Source organism: Streptomyces sp. NPDC051310 (genome assembly GCF_044455245.1).
Classification (GTDB): Bacteria; Actinomycetota; Actinomycetes; order Streptomycetales; family Streptomycetaceae; genus Streptomyces.
The window spans coordinates 247,128-268,798 of the sequence record NZ_JBITEO010000003.1 but is presented as its reverse complement, the minus strand read 5'-3'; the positions used below and the strand labels follow the sequence as shown (position 1 = coordinate 268,798).

The following is a 21,671-nucleotide window of genomic DNA, read 5'->3' as shown; positions in this document are numbered from 1 at the left end:
GGAGGGCGCATGGACGACTGGGCGGTACGGGCCGAGGGCCTGGAGAAGCGGTACGGGGAGAAGCACGCGCTGGACGGGTTCGACCTCGCCGTCCGCGCCGGGACCGTCCACGGGCTGCTCGGCCCGAACGGAGCCGGGAAGACCACCGCCGTGCGGGTGCTGGCCACGCTCCGCCGCTTCGACGGCGGCCGCGCCGAGGTCGCCGGGGTCGACGTGGCGCGCGACCCGCGGCGGGTGCGCGGGCTGATCGGGCTCACCGGGCAGTACGCCGCGGTCGACGAGGTCCTCACCGGCCGGCAGAACCTGGAGATGTTCGGGCGGCTGTTCCACCTGGGCGGGCGGCGGGCGCGCCTGCGCGCCGGCGAACTGCTGGAGCGGTTCGACCTGGTGGCGGCCGCCGACAAAGGTGTCGAGGGGTACAGCGGCGGCATGCGCCGGCGCCTGGACCTGGCGGCCTCGATGATCCTGGCGCCCCGGGTGCTGTTCCTCGACGAGCCGACGACCGGCCTCGACCCGCGCGGGCGGGGCGAGGTGTGGGACGCGGTGCGGGACCTGGTCGCGGGCGGCACGACCGTCCTGCTGACCACGCAGTACCTGGAGGAGGCCGACCGGCTGGCCTCGCGCGTCACCGTCATCGACCGGGGCCGGGCCATCGCCGACGACACCCCCGAGGCGCTGAAGGACCGCGTCGGCGGGGACCGTATCGAGGTCGTCGCCGCCGAGGCCGCCGACCTGCCGCGCATCGCCCGGACCGTCGCCCGCGTGTGCAACGGCGAGCCGCGCGTCGCCGCCGCCGAGCGCCGCGTCCACGCGCCGGTGAGCGACCGGGTCGCGGCGCTCACGGAGGTGGCCAGGACGCTCCAGGACGAGGGGATCGCCGTCGAGGACATCGGACTGCGCCGGCCCAGCCTGGACGACGTGTTCCTGCGCCTGACCGGTCACGCGACCGAAGACGGCGACGGCGGCGGCACGGAGCCGCGGGAAAAGAAGGAGCAGGCCGCGGACAAGGACAAGGAGGTGGCGGCGGCATGAGCGCGGACGTGCTGAGCCCGGGCGCCCCGGGGGCGGAGGCCCCGCAACCGATCGCGGGCCGCGGGCGCGCCTACTGGGCGGTCGCCGACTGCTGGAACGTCGTACGCCGCCAGCTGACGCACTACCGGCGCAAGCCCGTCTACATCGCCTGGCAGCTCGGCTTCCCGATCCTGTCGGTGCTGCTGTACGGGTACGTCTTCGGTGGCGCGATGAAGCCGCCGGGGGGCGGCGGGGCCGCGGACTACCGGGACTTCCTCATGCCGGGCATGTTCGTGATGACGATGGCGTTCGGCTTCATCAACACGGCGACGGCCGTGGTCACCGACGCCAACAAGGGGGTCATCGACCGGTTCCGCTCCATGCCCATGGCGCCGTCGGCGGTGGTCACCGGGCGCGGTGTCACCGACGTGATCCTGGCCTGCGCCGAGCTGACCATCCTCGCGGCGACGGCGTTCGCGATGGGCTGGCGCTCGGACGGCGGGTTCCTCGCGACGGCGGGCGCCTTCGGACTCCTGCTGCTCCTGCGCTACTGCCTGACCTGGGTGGGCATCTGGCTCGGGCTGCTGGTGTCGGACCCCGAGGCGGCCGGCGGGCTCTTCGCGGTGGCGTTCCCGCTGACCATGATCTCCAGCGTCTTCGTCCAGCCCGGCACGATGCCCGGCTGGCTGGGCACGCTCGCCGCGTGGAACCCGATCTCCTCGACGGCGGCGGCGACCCGCGAGCTGTTCGGCAATCCGGTGGGCAGCGACGGGAGCTGGATCCAGGAGCACGCGCTGCTGATGGCGGTGGTGTGGCCGCTGGCGATCACGGCGGTCTTCCTGCCGCTGGCGGTACGGCGGTTCCAGCGGCTGAGCCGGTAGGACCGCGAGGGCGGGCCCGCGGAGGGGGCGCGGGCCCGCCCGGTCACGGGACCGGCTTACGCCGGGCACTCCTTCCACGCCAGGCGGTACACCGTCTTGATGTCACCGTCGGTGGAGTCCATCGCGATGAAGCTGTTCGTCTTCGAGGTGTCCGAGGTGCCCGCGTTGACCCGCAGCTCGGTGTTGATGTTGAAGTTGCGCTTCACCCCGCAGGGCGCCCAGACGAGCTGGCCCCAGTCGGTGGAGTCGGTCGCCTGCCAGTTGTTGTCGTAGGGGCCCTTGTAGGGGTGGGTCCGGGTCGCGGTGTCGGGCGAGCCCTGGAAGTAGTACGACGCCCGCTGCACCGCCGAGGCGCCCGGGGCCAGGTGGGCGTAGCCGCGGTAGTCGGCGCTGGCGACGGCGTAGGTGAAGCCGTGCGGGACGTGGACGACCAGGTTGAGCTGGCAGTTCTTGCGGAAGTCGGTCGGGTCGGCGCCCACGCCCACCTGGGCGAGGTAGTCGCTGTAGGTGACGGTGAAGGCCGTGTTGTCCGGGGCGACGGCGACCGCGGCGGTGCCCAGCGGGCAGCCGGATCCGTTGACGGTCGCGATCTCGATGACGATCTTGTCGGGCGGGGCGACGATGCCGCCGGCGGTGGCCGCGGAGGCGCCGGGGGACAGGGCGATCGAGGCGACTAACGCCGCGGCCGCGCCGATGACGGCGCCGGTACGGGATGCTCTGGGCATGGGTCTCCGATCGGTTGCCTGGCGGTCGAAGTGGGGGGTCCAACCGTGGATGGTGTGCGCATGCCGTCTGCGCGCTACGGATGGTAAGGACGGGCACCGGGGGCCGATAGAGCGGTTATCGGCCGCGTGTGCCGGGCGGTGGAAGGTATACGAAAAGGGCCCGGCGCCTGCGCGCCGGGCCCTTCTCCTGCCTCATGCCTGCTGAGCGTGCCCCGGACCGTGCGTCCGGGGCACGCGGGGGGTCAGAGCTTCTCGATGACGTGGTCGATGCACTTCGTCAGCGCCTCGACGTCGGACGGCTCGACCGCCGGGAACATCGCGATCCGCAGCTGGTTGCGGCCCAGCTTGCGGTACGGCTCGGTGTCCACGATCCCGTTGGCGCGCAGCACCTTGGCGACGGCCGCCGCGTCGACCTCGTCCGAGAAGTCGATGGTGCCGATGACCTGCGAGCGCTTCGCCGGGTCGGAGACGAACGGCGTCGCGTACTTGGACTCCTCGGCCCAGCCGTACAGCGTGCGCGCGGAGGCGGCGGTGCGGCGCACCGACCAGTCCAGGCCGCCCTGGCCGTTGATCCACTTCAGCTGCTCGTTGAGCAGGAAGAGGGTGGCGAGGGCCGGGGTGTTGTACGTCTGGTTCTTCAGCGAGTTGTCGATCGCCGTCGGCAGGGAGAAGAACTCCGGGATGTGCCGGCCCGAGGCGTGCACCCGCTGTGCGCGCTCCAGCGCCGCCGGGGAGAACACGCCGATCCACAGGCCGCCGTCCGAGGCGAAGGACTTCTGCGGCGCGAAGTAGTAGACGTCGGACTGGGTGATGTCGACCGGCAGGCCGCCCGCGCCGGAGGTCGCGTCGACCAGGACCAGCGCGCCCTCGTCCGCGCCCTCGACGCGCTCGACCGGGGCGGCGACACCGGTGGAGGTCTCGTTGTGGGTGAAGGCGTAGACGTCGGTGCCGGCCTCCGCGCGCGGCTCCGGGTGCGTGCCGGGGTCGGAGGAGATCACGGTCGGCTCCTCCAGCCACGGGGCCAGCTTGGCCGCCTTCGCGAACTTGGAGGAGAACTCGCCGAAGGTCAGGTGCTGCGACTTCGACTCGATGAGCCCGTGGGTCGCGATGTCCCAGAAGGCGGTGGAGCCGCCGTTGCCGAGGATCACCTCGTACCCGTCGGGCAGCGAGAAGAGCGCGCGTACGCCCTCGCGGACCTCGCCGACCAGGTTCTTGACCGGGGCCTGGCGGTGCGACGTACCGAGAAGGGACGTGCCGGTGGCGGCCAGGGCGTCCAGCGCCTCCGTACGCACCTTGGAGGGGCCCGCGCCGAAACGGCCGTCGGCGGGCTTGATGTCGGTGGGAATCTGGATCTCAGCCACGGCCGGAGCCTAGCCGCTCGGGGACGGGGCCGAGGAGCCTGTCCGTCGGGTGAGACGTCGTGATGAGACGCCCGTGCCGCCGCTCCGGGCGGTCCGGCGGGCCGGCGGAGCCGGGGCGCAGGGGCGGGCCGCGGCGTTGACGGGGGCCGGGGCGGGCCGCTCGTGGGCGGCGGGCTGCGCGCTTACGGTGGACGTACGGGCCCCGGTGGGGCCGCCTGGAAGCCACCGCCGACGGTGCAGTACATTTGACTTCAAGTTCAATGCAATGCACTCGCTGCTCACGGAAGTCATGAGGGTCTCCCGGTGAACGACACCGCCCGTACGGACGCCGCCGCCGTCGCGCTGCCCGAGGCCGCCGCCGCGCATCCCGCCGCCGCGCCCCCGCGGGGCGGTCTCCTCCGGCGCGGGGCGCTCGGGCCCGTGGCGCTGGTCGTCGCGGGCGGGCTGTCCGTGCAGTTCGGGGCGGCCATCGCGGTCATGCTCATGCCCCGGGCCGGGGCGCTCGGCGTCGTCACGCTGCGGCTCGTCCTCTCCGCCGTCGTGCTGCTGGCGGTCTGCCGGCCCCGGCTGCGGGGGCACACACGCGCCGACTGGGGCACGGTCGTCGCCTTCGGCGCCGTGATGGCCGCCATGAACGTGCTCTTCTACCAGGCCGCCGACCGGATCCCGCTCGGCGTGGCCGTCACCCTGGAGGTGCTCGGGCCGCTCGCCCTGTCGGTGATCGCCTCCCGCCGGCTGGTCAGCCTGGTCTGGGCCGGGCTCGCGCTCGCCGGGGTGGCGCTGCTCAGCGGGGGCGGGTTCGACCGGCTCGATCCGGTGGGCGCGGCCTTCGCGCTGTCGGCGGGCGCGATGTGGGCCGGGTACATCGTCTTCAGCGCGCGCACCGGGCGGCGCTTCCCGCAGGCCGACGGGCTCGCCCTGGCGATGGCCGTGGGCGCGGTCCTCACGCTGCCGCTGGGCATCGCGGAGGCCGGGTCCAAGCTGCTCGTGCCCTCGACGCTCGGCCTCGCCCTCGGGGTCGCCCTGCTGTCGTCCGTCCTGCCGTACACCCTCGAACTGCTCGCGCTGCGCCGGCTGCCCGCGCCCACCTTCGCGATCCTGATGAGCCTGGAGCCGGCGATCGCGGCGGCGGCCGGATTCTTCCTGCTGAGCCAAGCGCTGTCCGCCACCGACGCGTTGGCGATCGCGCTGGTCATCGCGGCGAGCATGGGCGCGGTGCGCTCGCAGGCGGCCCGGGGGTCCGTGCCGGACCCCGAAAAGTAAAGCAAGCACGCTTGCTTGTTTCTCCGGGCGCTGCCATGCTCCGGGGCACGCACTGCCGTGTCCGTGCCCCGGAGGGAGCGCTCCGTGTCCGATGCCCTGCTGGATGACCTGCGCGACGAGAGCGAGGAGCTCGACCGGCTGGTCGCGGGCCTGAGACCGGACGGCTGGGCCCGCCCCACCCCCGCGCCCGGCTGGACGGTCGCCCACCAGATCGCCCACCTGGCCTGGACCGACGACGCGGCCCTGCGCGCGGTCACGGACCCGGAGGGCTTCGCGGCGCACGTCACCGAAGCCCTGGCCGCCCCCGGCACCTTCGTCGACGAGGGAGCCGCCAAGGGCGCCGCCGTACCGCCCGGCGAGCTCCTCGCCCGCTGGCGGGAGGGCCGGGAACGGCTCCTCTCCGCCCTGCGCGCCGCCCCCGCCGGGGCCCGCTTCCCCTGGTACGGGCCGCCCATGAGCGCCGCCTCCATGGCCACCGCCCGCCTGATGGAGACCTGGGCGCACGGCCAGGACGTCGCCGACGCCCTGGGAGCCGTCCGCACCCCGACCGCCCGGCTGCGGCACGTCGCCTGGATCGGCATCCGGGCGCGGGACTACGCCTACGCGGTCCGGGGACTCCAGCCGCCCGCCGAGCCCTTCCGCGTGGAGCTGACCGCACCGGACGGCGCGGACGTGTGGGCGTACGGGCCGCAGGACGCGGCGCAGCGGATCACCGGCCCCGCCCTGGACTTCTGCCTCCTCGTGACCCAGCGGGCCCACCGCGACGACCTGGCGGTACGGGCGGAGGGCGCCGACGCCGACACCTGGCTCTCCCTCGCCCAGGCGTTCGCCGGACCGGCGGGCCCGGGCCGCGCTCCGAAGGGGGCCGCGTGAGGCGGCCGCTGCGCATCGGCAACGCCTCCGGCTTCTACGGCGACCGCTTCGACGCCGTGCGCGAGATGCTCACCGGCGGCGGACTCGACGTCCTGACCGGCGACTACCTCGCCGAGCTGACCATGCTGATCCTGGGCCGGGACCGCCTGAAGGACCCGGGACTCGGCTACGCCAGGACCTTCCTGCGCCAGATGGAGGAGGGCCTCGGCCTCGCCCGCGAGCGCGGGGTGCGGATCGTGGCCAACGCCGGGGGCCTCAACCCGGCCGGGCTCGCCGGCGCGCTGCGCGCCCTCGCGGAGCGGCTCGGGCTGCCGGAGGTGCGCGTCGCCCACGTGGAGGGCGACCGGCTGCCGGTGCCCGAAGGGGCGCTGACGGCCAACGCCTACCTCGGCGGCGCCGGCATCACCGCCTGCCTGCGCGCCGGGGCCGACGTGGTGGTCACCGGGCGCGTCACGGACGCGGCGCTCGTCAGCGGCCCGGCGGCGTGGTGGTTCGGGTGGGGCCCCGAGGAGTACGACCGGCTGGCGGGCGCAGTGGTCGCCGGGCACGTCCTGGAGTGCGGGACGCAGGCGACCGGCGGCAACTACGCCTTCTTCACCCGCCACGACGTCCGCAGGCCCGGCTTCCCCCTCGCCGAACTGCACGAGGACGGCTCGTGCGTCATCACCAAGCACCCCGGCACCGGCGGCGTCGTCGACACCGGCACGGTCACCGCGCAACTGCTGTACGAGACGGCGGGCGCGCGGTACCCGGGGCCGGACGTGACGGCCCGGCTCGACACGGTGGCTCTGGCGGCGGACGGCCCCGACCGGGTGCGGATCTCCGGCGTCCGGGGCGAGCCGCCGCCCCCCACGCTGAAGGCCGGGGTGAACCGGCTCGGCGGCTGGCGCAACGAGGTCGTGTTCGTGCTGACCGGACTGGACATCGAGGCCAAGGCGCGGCTGGTGCGCGAGCAGCTGGAGGGCTCCTTCGCCGGGACCACCGACGTGCGGTGGGAGCTCGCCCGCACCGACCGGCCGGACGCCGCCACCGAGGAGACGGCCAGCGCCCTGCTGCGGCTGGTGGTCCGGGACACCGACCCCGACGCGGTGGGCCGGGCCGTCAGCGGCGCGGCCGTCGAACTGGCCCTCGGCAGTTACCCGGGCTTCCACGTGACCGCCCCGCCCGGAAAGGGCACGCCCTACGGGGTGTTCGAGGCCGTGTACGTCGACCCCGGCACCGTCGCGCACACCGCCGTACTCCCGGACGGCCGGCGCGAGGTGATCCCGCCCGCCGCCCGCACCCGCGCCCCCGCACCCGTCCCGCAGCCGCCGCTGCCCGAGCCGCTGCCCGAGGGGCCCGTCCGGCGCGCCCCGCTCGGCCTGGTCGCCGGGGCCCGCAGCGGCGACAAGGGCGGCGACGCCAACGTGGGCGTGTGGGCCCGCTCCGAGGAGGCGTGGCGCTGGCTCGCCCGCGAACTGACCGCCGAGCGGCTGCGCGAGCTGCTGCCCGAGACCCGGGACCTGCCGGTCGCCCGGCACGTCCTGCCGAACCTGCGCGCGCTGAACTTCGTGGTGACCGGCCTGCTCGGCGAGGGCGTCGCGGCCCAGGCCCGCTTCGACCCCCAGGCCAAGGCCCTCGGCGAATGGCTGCGCGCCCGCCACCTCGACATCCCGGAGGTCCTGCTGTGACCGTGCTCGCCTCGGCCCTCGACACCGCCGGCGCCGACTACGCGGCCCACCGCGAGGCCATGCTCGCCAAGCTCGCCGCCCTCGACGCCGAACACGCCAAGGCCCTGGCGGGCGGCGGCGAGAAGTACACCGACCGCCACCGCGGGCGCGGCAAGCTCCTCGCCCGCGAGCGCATCGAGCTGCTCCTCGACCCCGACGCGCCGTTCCTGGAGCTGTCGCCGCTCGCCGCCTGGGGCAGCGACTACCCGGTCGGCGCGTCGCTCGTCACCGGCATCGGCGTCGTCGAGGGCGTCGAGTGCCTGATCACCGCCAACGACCCCACCGTGCGCGGCGGCGCCTCCAACCCCTGGACGCTGAAGAAGGCCCTGCGCGCCAACGAGATCGCGTACGCCAACCGGCTGCCCTGCATCAGCCTGGTCGAGTCCGGTGGCGCCGACCTCCCCTCGCAGAAGGAGATCTTCATCCCCGGCGGGGCGCTGTTCCGCGACCTCACCCGGCTGTCCGCCGCCGGGATCCCCACGATCGCCGTGGTCTTCGGCAACTCCACGGCGGGCGGGGCGTACGTCCCCGGCATGTCCGACCACACCGTGATGATCAAGGAGCGGTCGAAGGTCTTCCTCGGCGGACCGCCGCTGGTCAGGATGGCCACCGGCGAGGAGAGCGACGACGAGTCCCTCGGCGGCGCCGAGATGCACGCGCGCGTGTCCGGGCTCGCCGACCACTACGCTCTCGACGAGCCCGACGCGATCCGCCGCGCCCGCCGGATCGTCGCCCGCCTCAACCACCGCAAGGCGCACCCCGATCCCGGCCCCGCCGAGCCCCCGAAGTACGACCCGGAGGAGCTCCTCGGGATCGTCCCCGGCGACCTGCGGACCCCCTTCGACCCGCGCGAGGTCATCGCCCGGATCGTCGACGGCTCCGACTTCGACGAGTTCAAGCCGCTGTACGGACCCTCGCTCACCACCGGCTGGGCGAGCCTGCACGGCTACCCGGTCGGCATCCTCGCCAACGCGCAAGGGGTGCTGTTCTCCGCCGAGTCGCAGAAGGCCGCGCAGTTCATCCAGCTCGCCGACCAGCGGGACATCCCGCTGCTGTTCCTGCACAACACCACCGGCTACATGGTCGGCAGGGAGTACGAGCAGGGCGGCATCATCAAGCACGGCGCGATGATGATCAACGCGGTGTCCAACTCGAAGGTCCCGCACCTGTCGGTCCTCATGGGAGCGTCGTACGGCGCCGGGCACTACGGCATGTGCGGCCGGGCCTACGACCCGCGCTTCCTGTTCGCCTGGCCGAGCGCCAAGTCCGCCGTCATGGGCCCGCAGCAGCTCGCCGGCGTCCTGTCGATCGTCGCCCGCGCCTCGGCCGCCGCCAAGGGCCGGCCGTACGACGAGGAGGGCGACGCCGCACTGCGCGCCATGGTCGAGGGGCAGATCGAGGCCGAGTCGCTGCCGGTGTTCCTGTCGGGACGGCTGTACGACGACGGCGTCATCGACCCGCGCGACACCCGCACCGTCCTCGGCCTGTGCCTGTCGGCGATCCACACCGCCCCGGTCGAAGGCGCACGCGGCGGCTTCGGCGTCTTCCGGATGTGAGGAGCACTCCATGATCTCTGCTGTCCTCGTCGCCAACCGGGCCGAGATCGCCTGCCGGGTCTTCCGCACCTGCCGCCTCCTCGGCATCGACACGGTGGCCGTGCACTCCGACCCCGACGCGCGCGCCCTGCACGTCCGCGAGGCCGACGCGGCCGTACGGCTGCCGGGCACCGCGCCCGCCGACACGTACCTGCGCGGCGACCTGATCGTGCGGGCCGCGCTCGCCGCCGGCGCGGACGCGGTGCACCCCGGGTACGGCTTCCTGTCCGAGAACGCCGACTTCGCACGGGCCGTCACCGACGCCGGACTCACCTGGATCGGGCCGCCGCCCAAGGCGATCGAGACGATGGCGTCCAAGACGCGGGCCAAGGAGCTGATGGCGGCGGCGGGCGTCCCGCTGCTGGACCCCGTCGACCCCGCCACCGCCACCGCGTCCGACCTGCCCCTGCTGCTGAAGGCGGCGGCGGGCGGCGGCGGGCGGGGCATGCGGGTCGTCCGGGACCTGGCCGCGCTGCCCGGCGAGCTGGCGGCGGCGACGGCCGAGGCGCGCTCGGCGTTCGGAGACGGCGAGGTGTTCGCGGAGCCGTACGTCGAACGGGGCCGCCACGTCGAGGTGCAGGTCCTCGCCGACGCGCACGGCACGGTGTGGGCGCTGGGCACCCGGGACTGCTCGCTCCAGCGGCGCCACCAGAAGGTCATCGAGGAGGCCCCGGCCCCCGGCCTGAGCCCGGCCCTGCGCGAGACGCTGCACACCGCGGCCGTGGCCGCCGCCACGGCGGTGGGATACGTCGGCGCCGGCACCGTCGAGTTCCTGGTCGCCGGCGACCGGGCGTACTTCCTGGAGATGAACACCCGCCTCCAGGTCGAACACCCCGTCACCGAGGCGGTCTTCGGCCTGGACCTGGTGGCCCTGCAGATCCGGGTCGCCGAGGGCGCCGCGCTGCCCCCGGAGCCGCCGGCCGCCTCCGGCCACGCCGTGGAGGCCCGCCTCTACGCGGAGGACCCGGCCCGCGACTGGTCGCCCCAGACGGGGGTCCTGCACGCCCTGGAGCTGCCCGCCGGGCTCCGCGTCGACGCCGGGTACGCCGCCGGCGACACGATCGGCGTCCACTACGACGCCATGCTCGCCAAGGTGATCGCCCACGCGCCCACCCGGGACGAAGCCGTACGGAAGCTGGCGCACGCCCTCGCTCGGGCCCGGGTGCACGGGCCCGTCACCAACCGGGACCTGCTCGTACGATCGCTGCGGCACCCCGACTTCACGGCCGGGCGGCTCGACACCGGCTTCTACGAGCGCCACCTCGACGGGCTGACCGCGCCCGCGCCCGGCGAGCCCGAGGCGGCCGTCGCCGCCGCGCTCGCCGCCGCCGCACGCCGCGGCGGCCGCTTCGGCGGCTTCCGCAACGTGCCCTCGCAGCCGCAGAGCGCCCGGTACGGCACGCACGAGGTCCGCTACCGGTCCACCCGCGACGGCGGGTGGACCGTCGAGTCCCACCCGCACCTGCAGGTGCTCGACGTGACGCCCGGGCGCGTCCGCCTCGCCGGCGACGGCGTCGTACGCGCCTACGAGGTCGCCGCGTACGGCGACGGCACCGTGCACGTGACGGCGCCGGGCACCGCGCACCGGCTGGCCGAGCACCCCCGGTTCACCGACCCCGCCGAGCGCACCGCGCCCGGCTCGCTGCTCGCGCCCATGCCCGGCACCGTCGTCCGCGTCGCGGACGTGGCGCCCGGCGACCGGGTCGCCGCCGGGCAGCCGCTCGTCTGGCTGGAGGCGATGAAGATGGAGCACAAGGTCACCGCTCCCGCCCCCGGCACGCTCACCGCGCTCCACGCCGCCCCCGGCCACCAGGTCGAGGTCGGCGCCCTGCTCGCCGTCGTGGAAGAGGAGACAGAGGAATGAGCACCGTCATCGAGAGCGAAGAGCAGTCCGCCCTGCGCGCCGCCGTCGCCGCCCTCGGCCGGCGCCACGGCCGCCCCCACGACCCCGCCTCCCGCGACGCCCTGTGGGCCGAGGCCGGCAAGCTCGGCTACCTCGGCGTGAACCTCCCCGAGGAGTACGGCGGCGGGGGCGGCGGCATGGCCGAACTGTCCATCGTGCTGGAGGAGCTGGGCGCGGCCGGCTGCCCGCTGCTGATGATGGTGGTCTCCCCGGCGATCTGCGGCACGGTCATCGCCCGGTTCGGCACCGCCGCGCAGCGGGACCGCTGGCTGCCGGGCCTGGCCGACGGCACCCGCACCATGGCATTCGGCATCACCGAGCCCGACGCCGGCTCCAACTCCCACCGCATCACCACCACCGCCCGCCGGGCCGGCGACGGCTGGTCCCTGACCGGCCGGAAGGTCTTCGTCTCCGGTGTCGACATCGCCGACGCCACCCTCGTGGTGGGCCGCACGGAGGACGCCCGCACCGGCAGGCTCAAGCCGTGCCTGTTCATCGTCCCACGCGACGCGCCGGGCTTCGGGCGGCGCCCGATCGAGATGGAACTGCACGCCCACGAGAAGCAGTTCGAGCTCACGCTGGACGACGTACGGCTCCCCGCCGACGCCCTCGTGGGCGAGGAGGACGCGGGACTGCTGCAGCTGTTCGCCGGGCTCAACCCCGAACGCATCATGACCGCCGCCTTCGCCGTCGGCATGGGCCGGTACGCGCTCGGACGGGCCGTCGCGTACGCGAAGGACCGCCAGGTGTGGCAGGCCCCGATCGGCGCCCACCAGGCCATCGCCCACCCGCTCGCCCAGGCGCACATCGAGCTGGAGCTGGCCCGCCTGATGATGCAGAAGGCCGCCCACCTGTACGACGCGGGCGACGACACCGGCGCGGGCGAGGCCGCCAACATGGCCAAGTACGCCGCCGCCGAGGCGTGCGTGAAGGCCGTCGACCAGTCCGTCCACACCCTCGGCGGCAACGGCCTCACGCGCGAGTTCGGCCTCGCCTCGCTCATCACCGCCTCGCGGGTGGCACGCATCGCTCCGGTCAGCCGGGAAATGATTCTGAACTACGTGTCCCACCAATCGCTCGGTCTGCCCAAGTCGTACTGAGTACGCCCGTACTCGGTACCGCCGTACCGACAGGAGCCGTCAATGGTGTTCCACAGCGAGTACGCGGACGTCCCGGCCCTCTCCCTGCCCATCCACGACGCCGTACTGGGCCGTGCGGCCGACGTGTACGGCGACGCCGTCGCCCTCGTGGACGGGGCGGGCGAGCTGACCGTCACCTACAGCCAGCTCGACACGTACCACCGCCGCATCGCCGGCGCGCTCGCCGCTGCGGGGCTGCGCAAGGGGGACGTGCTGGCGCTCCACAGCCCGAACACCGTGGTCTACCCGGCCGTCTTCTACGCGGCGACGCGCGCCGGCGCGGCCGTCACCACCGTCCACCCGCTGGTCACCGCGGAGGAGTTCGCCACGCAGCTGCGCGACTCCTCCGCCCGCTGGATCGTCACCGTCTCGCCGCTGCTGGAGGTGGCGCGGCGGGCCGCCGAACTGGTCGGCGGGGTGCGGGAGATCTTCGTCTGCGACCAGGCCGACGGCCACCGCTCGATCCTCGACATGCTCGGTTCGACCGCGCCCGAGCCGGCCGTCGCCGTCGACCCGGACGAGGACGTCGCGGCCCTGCCGTACTCCTCCGGCACCACCGGCGTCCCCAAGGGCGTCATGCTCACGCACCGCTCCATCGCCACCAACCTGGCCCAGCTCGAACCGCTGATCCGGATGGGACCGGGCGACCGGATCCTCGCCGTGCTGCCGTTCTTCCACATCTACGGACTCACCGCGCTGATGAACGTCCCACTGCGGCTGGGGGCAACCGTGGTGGTGCTGCCGCGCTTCGAACTCGACCAGTTCCTCGGGGCGATCGAGAAGCACCGCATCAACGGCCTGTTCGTCGCCCCGCCGATCGTGCTGGCCCTCGCCAAGCACCCGGCGGTCGCCCGCTACGACCTGTCGTCCCTGGAGTACATCGTCAGCGCCGCCGCCCCGCTCGACGCGGAACTCGCCCGGGCGTGCTCGGCGCGGCTCGGCCTGCCGCCGGTGCGGCAGGCGTACGGCATGACGGAGCTGTCGCCCGGCACGCACGTGGTGCCGCTGTCCGCCGAGGACCCCCCGGCGGGCACCGTCGGCAAGCTGCTGCCGGGCACCGACATGCGGATCGTCTCCCTCGACCAGCCCGGCAAGGACCTCGGCGTGGGGGAGGAGGGGGAGATCCTCATCCGGGGGCCGCAGATGATGAAGGGCTACCTGGGGCGACCGTCGGAGACCGCCGCGATGATCGACCCGGACGGCTGGCTGCACACCGGGGACATCGGGTACGCCGACGCCGACGGGTGGCTGTTCGTCGTCGACCGGGTCAAGGAACTGATCAAGTACAAGGGGTTCCAGGTGGCCCCCGCCGAACTGGAGGCCGTGCTGCTGACCCACGACGGCATCGCCGACGCGGCGGTGATCGGCGTGTACGACGAGGACGGCAACGAGGTCCCCAAGGCGTACGTCGTACGGCAGCCCGACGCGACCGGTCTGAGCGGCGAGGACATCATGGCCTTCGTGGCCGGGAAGGTCGCCCCGTACAAGAAGATCCGGCGCGTGGAGTTCATCGGCGGTGTGCCCAGGGCGGCCTCGGGGAAGATCCTCCGGCGGGAACTGAGGGAGCGGGAGGGCGCATGACCGGCCTCGTCACCACCGCGCACGAGCGCGGTATCACCACCCTGACGCTGGACTCCCCCGACAACCGCAACGCCCTGTCGGCGCGGCTCGTCGGGGAGCTGGCCGAGGCGCTGGACGGCTGCGGCAAGGACCCGGCGGTGCGGGCCGTGGTGCTCACGCACACCGGGCCGACGTTCAGCGCGGGGGCGGACCTGAAGGCGCCGCCCAGCCCGTACACCTTCGTGGCGCTGCTGCGGGCCATCGTGGAGCTGCCCAAGCCGGTGGTGGCGCGGGTGACCGGGCAGGTCAGGGCCGGCGGCCTGGGCCTGGTCGGGGCGTGCGACATCGTGGCGGCGCAGGAGGGCGCGGACTTCGCGCTGACCGAGGCCCGGATCGGCGTGGCCCCCTCGGTCATCTCGCTGACCCTGCTGCCGCGCCTGGACGCGCGCGGGGCGGGCCGCTACTACCTGACCGGTGAGCGGTTCGACGCGGCGGAGGCGGCCCGGATCGGGCTGGTGACGGTGGTCGGCGACGACGTCGACACCGCCCTGGCGCCCGTGCTGGACGGGCTGCGCAAGGCGTCGCCGCAGGGGCTGGCGGAGGCCAAGCGGCTGGTCACGGCTAGGGTGCTGGAGACCTTCGAGCGCGACGCGGAGGACCTCGTCCAGCGCTCGGCCTCGCTCTTCGCCTCGGCGGAGGCCCGCGAGGGGATGACGGCCTTTCTGGAGCGACGGGACGCTGCATGGGTGTTGTGACCTCGACGGCCGCGAAGGCGCCGAAGCAGGACCGCAGCCGGGCCACCCGGCAGCGGCTCCTGGAGGCGGCCGTGGCCTGCCTCGCGGAACGCGGCTGGGCGGGCTCGACCGTCTCCGTCGTCGCCGAGCGCGCCGGGGTCTCGCGCGGCGCCGCGCAGCACCATTTCCCGACCCGGGAGGACCTGTTCACGGCCGCGGTCGAGTACGTCGCCGAGGAGCGCTCGCAGGCCCTGCGCGCCCTGCCCGTGCAGAGCCGCGCGGCGGTCGTCGCGGCCCTGGTCGACCTCTACACGGGCCCGCTGTTCCGGGCGGCGCTGCACCTGTGGGTGGCCGCGTCGGACGAGGAGCAGCTGCGGCCCCGGGTGACCGAGCTGGAGGCCCGCGTCGGCCGCGAGACCCACCGCATCGCGGTCGAGCTGCTCGGCGCGGACGAGTCCCGCCCGGGCGTCCGCGAAACCGTCCAGGGCCTGCTGGACATGGCCCGCGGCCTGGGCCTGGCGAACCTGCTCACCGACGACCGCACCCGGCGCGACCGGGTGGTGGCGCAGTGGGCGGCGCTGCTGGACGAGGCGCTGGGCTGAGCCGTCCGCCCCGGGCGGGTACGCGCCACGGGAACGGCGCCGCACCCGCGGGGTGCGGCGCCGCATCCGGTGTCCGGCGGGACCGGGGTCAGCCGGCGATGTCCTCGTAGCCGGCGATCTCGCGCGGGCTGCGCGAGCCGGGACCCACGTAGCGGGCCGACGGGCGGACCAGGCGGCCGGTGCGCTTCTGCTCCAGGATGTGGGCGCTCCAGCCGGCCGTGCGGGCGCAGGTGAACATCGAGGTGAACATGTGCGCCGGGACCTCCGCGAAGTCCAGCACGATCGCCGCCCAGAACTCGACGTTCGTCGCCAGGACGCGGTCCGGGCGGCGGGCGTGCAGCTCCTCCAGGGCGGCCTTCTCCAGGGCCTCGGCCACCTCGAAGCGCGGCGCGCCGAGCTCCTTGGCGGTGCGGCGCAGGACGCGGGCGCGCGGGTCCTCGGCGCGGTAGACGCGGTGGCCGAAGCCCATCAGGCGCTCGCCCTTGTCCAGGGCCTGCTTGACGTACGCCGTGGCGTCACCGGTGCGCTCGATCTCCTCGATCATGCCCAGCACGCGGGACGGCGCGCCGCCGTGCAGCGGGCCCGACATGGCGCCGACCGCGCCGGACAGCGCGGCGGCCACGTCGGCGCCGGTGGAGGCGATGACGCGGGCGGTGAAGGTGGAGGCGTTCATGCCGTGCTCGGCGGCGGACGTCCAGTACGCGTCGACGGCCTTGACGTGCTTGGGGTCCGGCTCGCCGCGCCAGCGGATCATGAACCGCTCGACGACGGACTGGGCCTTGTCGATCTCGCTCTGCGGCACCATCGGCAGGCCCTGGCCGCGCGCCGACTGGGCGACGTACGACAGCGCCATGACCGCGGCGCGGGCCAGGTCGTCGCGGGCCTGCTCGATGTCGATGTCGAGCAGCGGCCGCAGGCCCCACACCGGGGCGAGCATGGCCAGCGCGGACTGCACGTCGACGCGGATGTCACCGGAGTGGACCGGGATCGGGAACGGCTCGGCGGGCGGCAGCCCGGGGTTGAACGCGCCGTCGACCAGCAGGCCCCACACGTTGCCGAAGGAGACGTGACCGACCAGATCCTCGATGTCGACGCCGCGGTACCGCAGCGCGCCGCCTTCCTTGTCCGGTTCGGCGATCTCCGTCTCGAACGCGACGACTCCTTCGAGTCCGGGTACGAAGTCGGACATCAGGCGGCTCCTCGTGAGGTGTGCGTGCGACAGCTCGGGTGTCTTCCGGTGTCGTTCCGGTACTTCGGGTGGTGCGGTGATGCCCCGTACGGCCGGTGGTCATCCCGCCACCGTCGTCGGGAGGGAACAGTGACCCAGCGCATGAGTCTGTCGGGTTCCCCCGATGCGGGGAAGCGTGACATCCGGCACACTGCGCCGAACCGGTCAGGGAGGGTTAGTGGCACTCCGTGCCGGGAAAACTGGGGTGCTACGGCAGGATGGCCCTCGTGACAGACGCTCTCGACCCAGCAGCTCTCGATCCCGCCGACATGCGCGAGCAGTACCGCACGCCGTTGTTCCGCAAGGCGGACCTCGCGGCCGAGCCGATGGAGCAGTTCGCGCGCTGGTTCAAGGAAGTCGCGGCCGGCGGCGTGATCCACGAGCCGAACGCCATGGTCGTCTCGACGGCCTCCCCCGACGGCCGGCCCTCCTCGCGCACGGTGCTGCTGAAGCACTACGACGCGCGGGGATTCGTCTTCTTCACCAATTACGGCTCCCGCAAGGGCATGGAGCTGGAGACCAACCCGTACGTCTCACTGCTCTTCCCGTGGCACCCGGTGGCACGCCAGGTCATCGTCACGGGCGTCGCGGAGCGGGTCGGGCGCGACGAGACCGCGGCGTACTTCCGCAGCCGGCCGCACGGCTCGCAGCTGGGCGCCTGGGCCAGCGAGCAGTCGTCGGTGATCGCCTCGCGGGCGGAGCTGCTGGCCCGGTACGAGGAGCTCGCGGCGCGCTACCCGGAGGGCGAGCAGGTCCCGGTGCCGCCGCACTGGGGCGGGTTCCGGGTCGTCCCGGAGGCGGTCGAGTTCTGGCAGGGCCACGAGAACCGGCTGCACGACCGGCTCCGGTACGTCGGGGAGGGCGGCGCCTGGCGCACCGAGCGCCTGTCGCCCTGAGCCCGCGCGGGGCGTGACGCGCGGGGGCGCCCACGGTCAGCCGAAGTCGACGGCGGCCAGGAGCGGGCAGGCCAGGGCCAGCGCGTACTGGACGCACACGGCTCCGCGGCGCACCGCGTGGCCCACGGCGTCGCGGGGGAGGGACAGCGCCCAGAGCCCCAGCAGACCGGAGAAGCCCAGGGACCACAGGGCCGGTTCGCCCAGGGGGCCGCTCGCGCCGTCACCGGAGTAGGCCTGCTGCAGCACGATCACGCCCCAGGCGACGAGGGCCACGGGGAGGAGCAGCAGCCCGGCCCCGGCGAAGACGCGCACGGGCCGGGTCGAGGGGGCGGGGGTCGTCTCGGACGCGGTCATCGCCCCATGCTGCGGGCCGGACCGCGGCGGCGGCACCGTGCCGGGTACTCAGGCCGGCCCCGGTCGGGTACTCGGGCGCGGGCCCGCCGCACGCCCGCCCCGCGCCCGTCCGGTTGCGGAACCGGGCCCGAACGAGCCTCTTAAGACACGCAGAAGCCCGCGGGCTCTGGTCTCTCCTGACGGAGAGGTCGGCCGGATGTGCCGACGAGCCCGCGGGCCGGTGACTGCTGGGATTGCGGCAGGAGGCCTGCCGCCTTTGCACAGAGTGCGACGGCAGGCGTCAGCCCGCAGTCACCTCACGCATCCGAAAAGAAACCACTTCCGGATCACCTCCTTTCCTGTGTGGCCACAGATTAGGAAGCGGCCCCGCGGCGGCACAACGCATTTTCCGGAACCGGCTGTGTCCTGGGTCACGTTCCAGTTGAATGACCGGTACGTGAACACACGTGAGTACACGTCCTGCAGGGGGTGCCGGGATGAGTGCGTCCAGGAGCGAGACCGCGAGCGAACGCGGTTCGGATCTGCTCGCCGCGTTGCTGGACGGGATGGACGCGGCGCTGTGTGCGTTCGACGCCGACGGGGTGGTGACCCACTGGAACCGGGAGGCGGAGCGGATCCTCGGCTGGGCCCCGGAGGAGGCCGTCGGGCGGCGCGGGTTCGGCGGGTGGGCCGCGCGGGCCGAGGACGCCGACGACGTGCAGGCGCGGCTGATGGGAGCGATGCGGGCGGCCGGGCGGCAGGTGCACGAGTTCGCGCTGCTGCGCAAGGACGGCGGGCGGGTGCTCGTGCGGACGCAGTCGGCGGGCGTGCGGGGCGCCGACGGGCGGCCGGCCGGGGTGTACTGCGCGTTCAGCGAGGTGCACGCGCAGATCGACCTGGAGCGCTCCATCGCGCTGAGCGAGGCGCTGTTCGAGGACGCGCCGTGGGGCGTCGTACTGGTCGACGTCGACCTGCGGCCCGCCCTGGTGAACGCCCACGCCGCGCGGGCCTTCGGGTCCGGGCGCACGACCCTGCTGGGGCGGCCGCTCGGCGAACCGCTCGTGCAGGGCGTGGAGGAGCTGGAGGGGGCGCTCCAGCACGTCCTGGTGCAGGGCCCGCCGCGGGCGCCGGTCGAGCTGTGGGTGACCGTGCGGACACCGGAGGGCGAGCGCAGGCGCTGCTGGCGCAGCGGGTTCGTACGGCTGGCCTCGCCGCTCGCGGAGGAGCCGGTCCCGCTGGGCGTGGGCTGGCTGTTCCAGGACGTGACGGAGGAGAAGCTCGCCGGGCAGCAGGCCGACCGGATGCGGTTCCGCGCCAGCCAGCTGCACCGCGCGGGCTGCGCGGCGGCGGAGTGCGAGGACCCGATGGAGGCGGCGGCCGTCCTCCTGGACTTCGCGCTCGCCGGCTTCGCCGACCACGTGGTGCTCGACCTGGTGGGGGACGACGACCGGCTGGTGCGCGCGGCGGCGTCGCCCTCCGGCGGGCCCGGCCCCGTCACCCGGGTGGGCGGATGCCTCCCCGCGCGGTACGGCCCGGGCCATCCGGCCCTCCAGGCGGTGGACCGCGCGGGCTCCGTGCGGGCGAGCGCCTCCTCGGGGGCCTGGGCGGCGGAGCGCCAGTGGCCGGCGGACGCGGCGCACGCGCTGTGCGCGGTCCTGCGCAGCCGGGGCCGCACCCTCGGGGTGCTCACGTTCCTGCGCTCCTCGGCCCGCCCCGCCTTCGAGCGCCAGGACGCGACGTACGCGGAGAGCGTGGCGGCCCGGGTGGCGGCCTCGGTGGACCTGGCGGGGGCGGCGGGCGGCTGAGGGCGGCCGCCCCGGCCGGGAGCGGCGCCGGGGAGGCGCGGGGTCTCAGTGGCGGAAGAAGATCCGGTCCGCGTACTCGGTCATGACCCGGCCGTTCCACTCGTGCCCGCCGTCCACGTTTCCCGAGCGCAGCAGCGGGGGCTCGATGCCGCGCGCCACCAGGGCCTCGGTCGCGGCGGCCATCGTCGCCTGCATGAGCGCGCTGGTGACCACCGTGGACGCCGGGGCGAACGGCGCCGCCACGCCGTCGTGGGTGAGCTCCGCGTCCCCCACCGCGATCTTGGAGTCCAGGACGACGTCGCAGTGGTCCTTCAGGAACGTGCCCGACGCGTGCCGGGACTTCGTCTCCCGCGCGTACGCCACCGACGTCACGCCGATGACCTTCAGGCCGAGGGCCCGGGCGTTCATCGCCATCTCCACGGGCAGCGCGTTGCGGCCGGACAGCGAGACGACGATCAGGACGTCGCCGGATCGCGCCGGCGAGGAGTCGAGCACCGCGCCCGCCAGGCCGTCGACCCGCTCCAGAGCGGAGCCGAGGGTCGCGGGCATGACGTCGACGCCGACGACGCCGGGCACGGCGAGGAGGTTGACCAGCGCGAGCCCGCCGGCCCGGTAGACCACGTCCTGGGCGGCCAGCGACGAATGGCCGGCCCCGAAGGCGAACAGCCGGCCGCCCGCGGCGACGGTGTCGGCGATCGTGTTCCCGGCGGCGGCGATGTTCTCCGCCTCCTCGTCGCGCACCTTCCGCAGGAGGCCGACGGCGGCGTCGAAGAACCGGCCGGCCAGCTCGCTCTCGCCCATGCTCCCGGGCTCCTTCTCCTCGTGCCGCTCACGTGTCGCGGATCACGTTGCGGTCTGGACCATTGCTCTGTCAATACGCCCCCGGCACCGGCTGCGGCCCGACGCGGCACGGTTGTCAGCCGGATGCGCAAGAATTGAGGCAGGGCCAGCGCACGAATCGAGGGGCATGAATGTCCGGACTGATCGACACCACGGAGATGTATCTCCGCACCATCCTCGAGCTGGAAGAGGAGGGTGTGGTGCCCATGCGCGCCCGCATCGCCGAGCGGCTCGACCAGAGCGGCCCGACGGTCAGCCAGACCGTCGCCCGCATGGAGCGCGACGGCCTGGTGCAGGTGGCGGGTGACCGCCACCTGGAGCTCACCGAGGAGGGCCGCCGCCTGGCCACGCGCGTGATGCGCAAGCACCGGCTGGCCGAATGCCTCCTCGTCGATGTGATCGGCCTGGAGTGGGAGCAGGTCCACGCCGAGGCCTGCCGCTGGGAGCACGTGATGAGCGAGGCGGTGGAGCGCCGCGTCCTGGAGCTGCTGCGCCACCCCACCGAGTCGCCCTACGGCAACCCGATCCCCGGGCTGGAGGAGCTGGGCGAGAAGGCGGACGCCGGGGCGTTCCTCGACGAGGGCATGGTGTCGCTGGCCGAGCTCGACGCGGGCACGGAGGGCAAGACGGTGGTGGTGCGCCGGATCGGCGAACCGATCCAGACGGACGCCCAGCTGATGTACACGCTGCGCCGCGCGGGCGTGCAGCCCGGCTCGGTGGTGAGCGTGACCGAGTCGCCCGGCGGCGTGCTGGTCGGCAGCAGCGGCGAGGCCGCGGAACTGGGCGCGGACGTCGCGTCCCACGTGTTCGTCGCCAAGCGCTGACGCCACCCCTCGCGCGCACCGGCCGCGGCCCTTGCGCCCGTGCCCGGGGCGCGGTCCGCGCCCCGGGGCGCGGTGCACGGTTCGCTCCGCGAGAGCCGCGGTCCGTAGCAGCCCCCACCGCCGGCCGGGCCGGCCCCCGCACGGCGCCCGCTCGCTCGCTCACCGGTCCGGCGGGGCGCTCGTCCGGGGGCGAATTCCGGACGGAAGGGAGCGCCCGGGCGCCCGCGCGTGCCAGTCTTGGCTCAGGCATATGACCTGAGGGCGTGAGCCGGGGCTGCGCGCCCGGGGCGGCGGGAGGGCCGGGTCGTGGGGAGGAGCAGGCCGGTGCACCCTGCGCGTACGCACATGGAGAGCCCCGGCGCCGTACGGCGCCGGGGCCTCACCTCCCC

At 74.3% G+C, this 21,671-nt stretch carries 19 protein-coding genes; 14 read left to right on the top strand and 5 right to left on the bottom strand.

Annotation, left to right across the window (positions count from 1 at the left end):
• Positions 1-9 precede the first annotated feature (9 nt).
• Complete coding sequence (locus ACIA79_RS06125) at positions 10-1,032, top strand: ATP-binding cassette domain-containing protein (protein ID WP_399426953.1); 1,023 nt, start codon at positions 10-12, stop codon at positions 1,030-1,032.
• Positions 1,029-1,892 carry an ABC transporter permease gene (locus ACIA79_RS06120; RefSeq protein WP_399426952.1) on the top strand — a complete coding sequence of 288 codons (864 nt, stop codon included), beginning with the start codon at positions 1,029-1,031 and terminating at the stop codon, positions 1,890-1,892. The genes ACIA79_RS06125 and ACIA79_RS06120 overlap by 4 nt, the downstream gene beginning before the upstream one ends.
• A 56-nt stretch (positions 1,893-1,948) precedes the next feature.
• Here the strand turns inward: ACIA79_RS06120 and ACIA79_RS06115 are convergent, their stop codons facing one another.
• Both ACIA79_RS06115 and serC read right to left on the bottom strand, forming a co-directional pair.
• Positions 1,949-2,617, bottom strand: coding sequence for a DUF4360 domain-containing protein (locus tag ACIA79_RS06115; protein WP_399426951.1), 669 nt, complete (start codon positions 2,615-2,617; stop codon positions 1,949-1,951).
• A gap of 242 nt (positions 2,618-2,859) precedes the next feature.
• Positions 2,860-3,978, bottom strand: a complete 1,119-nt coding sequence (gene serC, locus ACIA79_RS06110; protein WP_399426950.1) for a phosphoserine transaminase — start codon at positions 3,976-3,978, stop codon at positions 2,860-2,862.
• A 303-nt stretch (positions 3,979-4,281) separates the two neighbouring features.
• On the opposite strand from serC, the gene ACIA79_RS06105 reads away from it, so the two are divergent.
• The 9 genes from ACIA79_RS06105 to ACIA79_RS06065 all read left to right on the top strand — a co-directional run bounded on the left by ACIA79_RS06105 (position 4,282) and on the right by ACIA79_RS06065 (position 15,356).
• Positions 4,282-5,241, top strand: a complete 960-nt coding sequence (locus tag ACIA79_RS06105) for an EamA family transporter (protein WP_399426949.1) — start codon at positions 4,282-4,284, stop codon at positions 5,239-5,241.
• An 84-nt stretch (positions 5,242-5,325) separates the two neighbouring features.
• Positions 5,326-6,114: a TIGR03084 family metal-binding protein gene (locus ACIA79_RS06100; protein ID WP_399426948.1), complete on the top strand. Its 789-nt coding sequence runs from the start codon at positions 5,326-5,328 to the stop codon at positions 6,112-6,114.
• Positions 6,111-7,784 (top strand): acyclic terpene utilization AtuA family protein, encoded by a 1,674-nt coding sequence (locus ACIA79_RS06095; protein ID WP_399426947.1) that lies wholly within the window; start codon positions 6,111-6,113, stop codon positions 7,782-7,784. Before ACIA79_RS06100 ends, ACIA79_RS06095 begins: the two co-directional genes overlap by 4 nt.
• A complete protein-coding gene (locus ACIA79_RS06090; protein WP_399426946.1) occupies positions 7,781-9,379 on the top strand; it encodes an acyl-CoA carboxylase subunit beta in 1,599 nt (532 codons plus the stop codon). The genes ACIA79_RS06095 and ACIA79_RS06090 overlap by 4 nt, the downstream gene beginning before the upstream one ends.
• A gap of 10 nt (positions 9,380-9,389) precedes the next feature.
• Entirely contained in the window at positions 9,390-11,282 is a 1,893-nt protein-coding gene (locus ACIA79_RS06085) for an acetyl/propionyl/methylcrotonyl-CoA carboxylase subunit alpha (RefSeq protein ID WP_399426945.1), read from the top strand.
• Positions 11,279-12,421 (top strand): acyl-CoA dehydrogenase family protein, encoded by a 1,143-nt coding sequence (locus ACIA79_RS06080; RefSeq protein ID WP_399426944.1) that lies wholly within the window; start codon positions 11,279-11,281, stop codon positions 12,419-12,421. Before ACIA79_RS06085 ends, ACIA79_RS06080 begins: the two co-directional genes overlap by 4 nt.
• A 42-nt stretch (positions 12,422-12,463) precedes the next feature.
• Entirely contained in the window at positions 12,464-14,041 is a 1,578-nt protein-coding gene (locus ACIA79_RS06075) for a 4-coumarate--CoA ligase family protein (RefSeq protein WP_399426943.1), read from the top strand.
• The gene (locus ACIA79_RS06070) at positions 14,038-14,775 is read left to right on the top strand and encodes an enoyl-CoA hydratase family protein (protein WP_399426942.1); all 738 of its coding nucleotides are present in this window, start codon (positions 14,038-14,040) and stop codon (positions 14,773-14,775) included. The genes ACIA79_RS06075 and ACIA79_RS06070 overlap by 4 nt, the downstream gene beginning before the upstream one ends.
• Entirely contained in the window at positions 14,763-15,356 is a 594-nt protein-coding gene (locus ACIA79_RS06065; RefSeq protein WP_399426941.1) for a TetR/AcrR family transcriptional regulator, read from the top strand. Before ACIA79_RS06070 ends, ACIA79_RS06065 begins: the two co-directional genes overlap by 13 nt.
• Positions 15,357-15,444: 88 nt before the next feature.
• Here the strand turns inward: ACIA79_RS06065 and ACIA79_RS06060 are convergent, their stop codons facing one another.
• Positions 15,445-16,545, bottom strand: a complete 1,101-nt coding sequence (locus tag ACIA79_RS06060; protein WP_399426940.1) for a citrate synthase 2 — start codon at positions 16,543-16,545, stop codon at positions 15,445-15,447.
• A gap of 266 nt (positions 16,546-16,811) precedes the next feature.
• On the opposite strand from ACIA79_RS06060, the gene pdxH reads away from it, so the two are divergent.
• The gene (gene pdxH, locus ACIA79_RS06055; RefSeq protein ID WP_399426939.1) at positions 16,812-17,480 is read left to right on the top strand and encodes a pyridoxamine 5'-phosphate oxidase; all 669 of its coding nucleotides are present in this window, start codon (positions 16,812-16,814) and stop codon (positions 17,478-17,480) included.
• A gap of 36 nt (positions 17,481-17,516) precedes the next feature.
• Here pdxH and ACIA79_RS06050 read toward each other — a convergent pair whose 3' ends face one another.
• Entirely contained in the window at positions 17,517-17,834 is a 318-nt protein-coding gene (locus tag ACIA79_RS06050) for a hypothetical protein (RefSeq protein WP_399426938.1), read from the bottom strand.
• Positions 17,835-18,310: 476 nt separating this feature from the next.
• Here ACIA79_RS06050 and ACIA79_RS06045 point away from each other — a divergent pair, with 476 nt between their 5' ends.
• Positions 18,311-19,618, top strand: a complete 1,308-nt coding sequence (locus tag ACIA79_RS06045; protein WP_399426937.1) for a PAS domain-containing protein — start codon at positions 18,311-18,313, stop codon at positions 19,616-19,618.
• A gap of 45 nt (positions 19,619-19,663) precedes the next feature.
• Here the strand turns inward: ACIA79_RS06045 and ACIA79_RS06040 are convergent, their stop codons facing one another.
• Entirely contained in the window at positions 19,664-20,419 is a 756-nt protein-coding gene (locus ACIA79_RS06040) for an SIS domain-containing protein (protein ID WP_399426936.1), read from the bottom strand.
• A gap of 170 nt (positions 20,420-20,589) precedes the next feature.
• Here ACIA79_RS06040 and ACIA79_RS06035 point away from each other — a divergent pair, with 170 nt between their 5' ends.
• Positions 20,590-21,282 (top strand): metal-dependent transcriptional regulator, encoded by a 693-nt coding sequence (locus ACIA79_RS06035; protein ID WP_031073063.1) that lies wholly within the window; start codon positions 20,590-20,592, stop codon positions 21,280-21,282.
• Positions 21,283-21,671 lie beyond the last annotated feature (389 nt).

Excerpts from the sequence above, each read along its gene's own strand:
- ACIA79_RS06125 (WP_399426953.1), top strand. The coding sequence starts at position 10 with ATGGACGACTGGGCGGTACGGGCCGAGGGCCTGGAGAAGCGGTACGGG.
- ACIA79_RS06120 (WP_399426952.1), top strand. The coding sequence starts at position 1,029 with ATGAGCGCGGACGTGCTGAGCCCGGGCGCCCCGGGGGCGGAGGCCCCG.
- ACIA79_RS06115 (WP_399426951.1), bottom strand. The coding sequence starts at position 2,617 with ATGCCCAGAGCATCCCGTACCGGCGCCGTCATCGGCGCGGCCGCGGCG.
- ACIA79_RS06085 (WP_399426945.1), top strand. The coding sequence starts at position 9,390 with ATGATCTCTGCTGTCCTCGTCGCCAACCGGGCCGAGATCGCCTGCCGG.
- ACIA79_RS06080 (WP_399426944.1), top strand. The coding sequence starts at position 11,279 with ATGAGCACCGTCATCGAGAGCGAAGAGCAGTCCGCCCTGCGCGCCGCC.
- ACIA79_RS06075 (WP_399426943.1), top strand. The coding sequence starts at position 12,464 with ATGGTGTTCCACAGCGAGTACGCGGACGTCCCGGCCCTCTCCCTGCCC.
- ACIA79_RS06070 (WP_399426942.1), top strand. The coding sequence starts at position 14,038 with ATGACCGGCCTCGTCACCACCGCGCACGAGCGCGGTATCACCACCCTG.
- ACIA79_RS06065 (WP_399426941.1), top strand. The coding sequence starts at position 14,763 with ATGGGTGTTGTGACCTCGACGGCCGCGAAGGCGCCGAAGCAGGACCGC.
- ACIA79_RS06060 (WP_399426940.1), bottom strand. The coding sequence starts at position 16,545 with ATGTCCGACTTCGTACCCGGACTCGAAGGAGTCGTCGCGTTCGAGACG.
- ACIA79_RS06050 (WP_399426938.1), bottom strand. The coding sequence starts at position 17,834 with ATGACCGCGTCCGAGACGACCCCCGCCCCCTCGACCCGGCCCGTGCGC.
- ACIA79_RS06045 (WP_399426937.1), top strand. The coding sequence starts at position 18,311 with ATGAGTGCGTCCAGGAGCGAGACCGCGAGCGAACGCGGTTCGGATCTG.
- ACIA79_RS06040 (WP_399426936.1), bottom strand. The coding sequence starts at position 20,419 with ATGGGCGAGAGCGAGCTGGCCGGCCGGTTCTTCGACGCCGCCGTCGGC.
- ACIA79_RS06035 (WP_031073063.1), top strand. The coding sequence starts at position 20,590 with ATGTCCGGACTGATCGACACCACGGAGATGTATCTCCGCACCATCCTC.